Origin of the sequence: Mumia sp. (assembly GCF_028803055.1) — a bacterium.
Taxonomy (GTDB): domain Bacteria; phylum Actinomycetota; class Actinomycetes; order Propionibacteriales; family Nocardioidaceae; genus Mumia.
Map to the genome: position 1 here is coordinate 1 of NZ_JARBCJ010000204.1, position 5,738 is coordinate 5,738.

The window sequence follows — 5,738 nt, forward strand, 5'->3', positions numbered from 1 at the left end:
GTGCCTGGTCGACGCGACCGCCCTGCTCGGCGCGGGCAGCGAGGAGCTGTCGGCCGAGGAGCGGGCCCGCCGCGAGCGCAGCCGCGAGTCGGCCGCCGGGATCGTCGGGTACGCGATGGACGACGCCTGCGAGGTCGCGACGTTCGCGCTCTCGGGCAAGGTCTGGGTCGCTCGCACCCGCTCCGCCGGTGCACTCGCGCTCCCCACCGCCGGCTCCGCGATCGACCCCCGTGTCGATCCCACCGGGCGGCGCATCGCCTACGCCACCGACGGATCCCTCCGGGTGATCGGGGTCGACGGCACCCTGGACTACCCCGTCGTCGAGCCGGACGGCGAGCACGTCGTGTGGGGGCTCGCCGAGTTCGTCGCGGCCGAGGAGATGGACCGGTTCCGTGGCTACTGGTGGGCGCCTGACGGCGAGTCGCTGCTCGTCGAGCGCTACGACGAGTCGCCGGTCGAGACCTGGTACGTCGCCGATCCCGCCGACCCGTCCCGAGCCCCGGTCGAGCACCGTTATCCCGCCGCAGGCACCGCCAACGCCCTCGTGTCGCTGTGGCACGTGCGCCTCGACGGGACCCGCACCGAGGTGGTGTGGGACCGGGAGACGTTCCCCTACCTCACCCGCGTCTCGTGGACGTCGCACGGCGAGCCGCTCGTGCAGGTCATGTCGCGCGACCAGAAGCACGCCGGTGTGCTCGCCGTCGAGCTCGACTCCGGCGAGACGACGCTCGTCCGGGCACAGAGCGACGACGTGTGGGTCGACCTCATGCCGGGCGTCCCTGCCTACGCGCCGGGTGGTCGCCTCGTGACGCTCGAGGACCACGCCGACACCAAGACGCTGTTCGTCGACGGGAAGCCCGTGTCGCCGAAGGGCCTCCAGATCCGCAGGGTCGTCTCGCTCGGCGCCGAGGGCGCGATCGTGACGGCCTCGCAGGACCCGACGCAGATCCACCTCCACGCCGTCGGCTGGGACGGCGAGACGGTGCCGCTCGCCGAGGGGCCCGGCGTCTGGAGCGGTGACGAGCGGGGTGGCACGGCCGTCCGCGTCCGTGAGGGGATGGAGTCGCCTGTCCCGACCGTGACGGTGATGCGCCACGGCTCGACCGTCGGCACCATCACGTCCCACCCGCTCGACCCCGGCCTCCACCCGGAGGTGAGCTTCCTCGAGGCGGGCGACCACGGCATCCGCACCGCGGTGCTCTTCCCCCGTGGGCACGTGGTCGGCAGCCGCGCGGCGCTCCCGATCATCATGAACCCGTACGCCGGTCCCCATGCGCAGCGCGTGCTGCACTCGGCCAAGGCCTACCTCCAGGCACAGTGGATGGCCGACCAGGGCTTCTGCGTCGTGATCGCCGACGGGCGCGGCACCCCGGGCCGCGGACGCGCCTGGGACCGCGCCATCCGCGACGACGTCGCCGGTGTCACGCTGGAGGACCAGGTGACGGCACTCGAGACGGTCATCGACACCTATGGCGGTGACGTCGACCGGTCGCGTGTCGGCATCATGGGCTGGTCGTACGGCGGCTACCTGGCGGCGCTCGCGGTCCTGCGCCGGCCCGACGTCTTCCACGCGGCGGTCGCCGGAGCACCGGTCACGGAGTGGCGTCTGTACGACACCTTCTACACCGAGCGCTACCTCGGCGACCCCGCCGAGCAGCCCGAGATCTACGACGCGCACTCGCTGATGGTCGGGCTCGACAAGGTCGACGTGCTCCCGCCGCTGATGATCGTGCACGGCATGGTCGACGACAACGTGGTCGTCGCCCACACGCTGCGCCTCTCCTCGGCGCTGCTCGAGGCCGGCAAGCCTCACAGCGTGCTCCCGCTCACCGGCGTCACGCACATGACGCCGCAGGAGGTCGTCGCCGAGAACCTCGCCCAGCTGCAGGTCGACTTCCTCCGGACCGCCCTCCGGGCCTGACCCGGCGGGTCAGCCTCGCTTGAGCCGTCTCGGTCCCGACGGGAGCGGCGGCGCGTCAGGGGGTGGGACGACCGGAGCCGGACCGGTGACCACCATCCACGCGAGGTCGACCTCGTCGACGAGCTCCTCGAGTCGGTGCGCGGCGGCGGGATCCTCGACCCGGACGAGCCAGGCCCGGTCCTCGCTGTCGTCCTCGCCGGCGAACCCCTCGCGGTGCACGGAGGCTGCGAACCCCTGCGCGTGCAGCTGCTCGAGGACGTGCTCGGCGTCCTCGCCCTCGTCGAAGTGCGCCTCCGCCACGGTCGGCGAGGGCGTACGGCGCAGCAGCGCCTCGAGCTCCGGCAGAAACGGGCGGTCGGCGTCCAGCCACGCGACGGAGTCGAGCTCGTCGGGCCCGAGCCAGCGCAGGAGGTCGTGCTCGGTGGGCTCCGGCTCACCGGAGACGATCTCACCGACGTACGCGCGAAGCACGAGGGCGCCGCTCAGCGGCACCTCGCCCGCGAGCCGATGCCCGACCGTGGCGTCGCACCCGAGCTCCTCCGCGACCTCGCGACGGGCAGCCTCGGCCTCCGACTCCCCCGGCTCGACCTTCCCGCCGGGGAGCTCCCACCCGCCCGCAGCAGCGGCCGGACGGGTCCGTCGTGCGGCGAGCACACGACCGGCACGGATCAGTGCCACCCCCACGACGACACGCGTCGAGGGCGAGGGCTCGGGGCTCTGGGGATCCACAAACGGCGAGGTTAGCGCGTACGGTCGGACCATGGACCAGTCCCAGCTCCCCGACACCCTGTTGTCCGAGGCCGAGATCACCTCCGCGCTGGCGAGCCTGCCCGCCTGGGTCCGCGACGGCGACACCATCGTCCGCTCGGTCCGTGCCCCCAGCTATCTCGACGGCATCGCGCTCGTCGACGCCGTGGCAGCGGCCGCTGAGATCGTCGACCACCATCCCGACATCATGATCCGGTGGCGCGACATCACCTTCACCCTCTCGACGCACTCCTCCGGGGGGCTCTCGGCACGAGACATCGCGCTCGCCCGGCAGATCGACGCGATCGCCGAGGACGCCGAGGACCGCTGAGCCACTCTCCGAGAGACCGGTCCTCGCGTGGGACGCTAGCCCCGTGAGTCACACGCACAGCCATCTCGGAGCGAGCGACGATCTCGACCAGGGCCGGCGCGGCCTCGCGACCGTGCTCGCGGTAGTCGTCGGGCTGCTCGGCGTCGCACTCGCGGTCGCGGTGTGGATCCTGTGGCCGGACGCCGACGACGTCGCGAAGGCGCCCAACCCCTACGGCACGCAGGGCGTCAGCATCGTGTCGGCCACCGTGACCGACGTCCGCGCCGTCGACTGCGGTGGCGGCGCGGTCGGACCCGACGGTCTCCCCGCTGTCCAGGGCGACTGCGGCGAGCTGCTGCTGCGTACGTCCGACGGCAAGTCCGCGAGCGTCACGGTCCAGCCGGCGGTCTTCCGCAGCGGCGTGGACGTCGGGGACGCCGTCGACCTGGTGCGGGTCCAGCCTGAGGGCGCCAGCGAGCCCACGTACGAGTTCCTCGACTTCGATCGCGGGATGCCGCTGCTGTGGCTCGGACTCGCGTGCGCGCTCGTCATCGTCGCCGTCGCCCGCTGGCGTGGACTGCTGGCGATCGCGGGAGTGGTCGGCACCATCGGGGCCATCGTCGTCTTCGTCCTGCCCGCCCTGCTCGCGGGCGAGAACCCGCTGGTCGTGGCCGTCGTCGGGTCGAGCGCGATCATGCTGGTCGTCCTGTATCTCGTGCACGGAGTCTCGATCCGGACGACCGCCGCCTTGTTCGGCACGTTGTCGGGGCTCGCCATCACCGCGATCCTCGGCTCGCTCACGACCGGATGGACGCACCTCACCGGCATCTCCTCCGAGGACGACCAGATCCTGATGGCCGTCGCGGAGCAGATCAGCCTGTCCGGGGTGGTGACCGCGTCGATGGTCATCGCCGGTCTCGGCGTGCTCAACGACGTGACCGTGACCCAGGCGAGCGCGGTGTGGGAGCTGCGGTCGGCACAGCCCGGAGCGAGCCGACGCCAGACGTTCATGTCGGCGATGCGTATCGGCCGCGACCACATCGCGTCGAGCGTCTACACGCTGGTGTTCGCCTACGCCGGGACGGCCATGACGGTGCTGCTCCTGGTGACCGCGTACGACCGGTCGCTGCTCGACATCGCGGGCACCGAGCAGGTGGGCGCGGAGATCGCGCGCACCCTGGTCGGGCTGATCGGCCTGGTGCTCGCGGTCCCGATCACGACCGCGATCGCCGCCGCGCTCGCCCCCGGGCCCTCCGACGAGGCACACGCTGGCGACGCGGAGACCGTCCCGCCGCCTGACCCCGCCGCACACGCCGTCCGACCTCGGTAGCGGACGATCACCCGACGCCGGGCAGCACGCCGACGACCTCGTACGTCGAGTCGAGCGCGACCAGGTGCGCCGGGCCGCCGACGGTGATGGCGCCGCCGTCGAGGCCGAGTGCGGTGGCCGGGGCGGCTGAGGCCGCGCACGCCACCGCGACGGGATCGAGGCCCAGCACCCCCAGCGCACGTCGTACGGCGGAGTCCATCGTCAGCGTGCTGCCGGCGATCGCCCCGGAGTCGGCGAGGCGAGCGGTGCCGTCGGCGACGTCCACGGCCAGACCGCCGAGCTCGTAGCGTCCGTCCTGCGCGGCCGCCGCCGCCATCGCGTCCGTGACGAGGACTCCACGCTCGCCGGCGTCGAGGAGCAGCCGGCGCGCCCACGCGTCGTGGAGGTGGATGCCGTCGAGGATGACCTCGAGGCGGACGCCGGGGGTCTCGAGGGCCGCCACGACCGGACCGGGTGCGCGGTGGTGGACCGGCATCATCGCGTTGGAGGCGTGGGTGAGGACGGTGGCTCCGCGCGCGAACGCCTCCCTCGCCAGCGCGTAGTCGGCCGCGGTGTGGCCGACGGCGGCGACGACCCCCTCGGCGGCGAGGTGCTCGATCGTGTCGAGCCCGCCGTGGAGCTCGGGTGCGAGCGTCACCATCCGTACCAGCCCGTCCCCGGCGGCGAGCAGCCTCGCGACGGCCTCGTGGGTCGGCGGTGTGAGCGCGTCCGGGTCGTGCGCCCCCCGGTGGTCGGGCGACAGGAACGGGCCCTCGAGATGGATGCCGCGGACGGGACCCAGCTCCCCCGAACGGATCGCGCGCGCGAGTCCTCCGACCTGCTCTGCCAGGACGTCGACGCGGGCGGACACCAGGCTTGCGAGCATCGTGGTCGTCCCGTGCGCGGCGTGGGTTCGAGCGGCGGTGCGCGCGGCCTCCAGTCCGCCGTCGAAGGACGCCCCACCCCCGCCGTGGCAGTGCCCGTCGACGAAGCCGGGGAAGATCCACGGGTACGCCCCCGCGACCGGAGCCTCGTTCTGACCGATCGCCGTGACGATGCCGTCGCGATGCTCGACCCACCCGTCGGTGAGGACGCCGTCGGGCAGGACGACCCGGTCGGCGTCGATGTGCTCGGGCAAGGGCGTCGCGTCGGTCACCCACCCACCCTAGGGCTCCGGCAGGGCGCCGCCGGAGCGCATGGGAGGCTCGCGGTGTGACCAACACGCCCTCTTCCCGAACGCCTGACGCCCGCAGCTCAGCAGGCCCGACGACGCCCGCGACGCGCGTCGCCGGACCGTTGATCGCCTCCGGGGTCGTGCTCCTCTTCGCGCTGCCCTTGGCCTGGATGCTCGCCTACTTCATGAAGGACGAGCTCCAGACGGCCGACCACGTCGTCTTCCTCGCCGTCCCCGTGGTCGAGCTGGTCGTCGCCGGGCTCGTCGCAGGCCTGGT

6 protein-coding genes are annotated in these 5,738 nt (G+C 73.0%); 4 read left to right on the forward strand and 2 right to left on the reverse strand.

From position 1 onward, the window contains the following. On the forward strand, nucleotides 1-1,921 hold a 1,921-nt coding region (locus PV363_RS15335; protein ID WP_301022779.1), incomplete at its 5' end, for a prolyl oligopeptidase family serine peptidase. A gap of 9 nt (nucleotides 1,922-1,930) precedes the next feature. Here the strand turns inward: PV363_RS15335 and PV363_RS15340 are convergent. After that, nucleotides 1,931-2,650, reverse strand: coding sequence for an NUDIX domain-containing protein (locus PV363_RS15340; RefSeq protein ID WP_301022780.1), 720 nt, complete (start codon nucleotides 2,648-2,650; stop codon nucleotides 1,931-1,933). 31 nt (nucleotides 2,651-2,681) lie between these two features. Between PV363_RS15340 and PV363_RS15345 the strand changes: the two genes are divergently transcribed. Continuing rightward, nucleotides 2,682-2,999: a 4a-hydroxytetrahydrobiopterin dehydratase gene (locus PV363_RS15345; RefSeq protein WP_220343847.1), complete on the forward strand. Its 318-nt coding sequence runs from the start codon at nucleotides 2,682-2,684 to the stop codon at nucleotides 2,997-2,999. 43 nt (nucleotides 3,000-3,042) lie between these two features. Next, the gene (locus PV363_RS15350; protein WP_220343846.1) at nucleotides 3,043-4,308 is read left to right on the forward strand and encodes a YibE/F family protein; all 1,266 of its coding nucleotides are present in this window, start codon (nucleotides 3,043-3,045) and stop codon (nucleotides 4,306-4,308) included. A gap of 7 nt (nucleotides 4,309-4,315) precedes the next feature. Here PV363_RS15350 and PV363_RS15355 read toward each other — a convergent pair whose 3' ends face one another. Further along, nucleotides 4,316-5,443 (reverse strand): amidohydrolase family protein, encoded by a 1,128-nt coding sequence (locus PV363_RS15355; protein ID WP_301022781.1) that lies wholly within the window; start codon nucleotides 5,441-5,443, stop codon nucleotides 4,316-4,318. 56 nt (nucleotides 5,444-5,499) lie between these two features. Here PV363_RS15355 and PV363_RS15360 point away from each other — a divergent pair. Next, nucleotides 5,500-5,738 (forward strand): hypothetical protein (locus tag PV363_RS15360; RefSeq protein ID WP_301022782.1); only part of this gene is annotated, 239 nt, incomplete at its 3' end.

Excerpts from the sequence above, each read along its gene's own strand:
- PV363_RS15345 (WP_220343847.1), top strand. The coding sequence starts at position 2,682 with ATGGACCAGTCCCAGCTCCCCGACACCCTGTTGTCCGAGGCCGAGATC.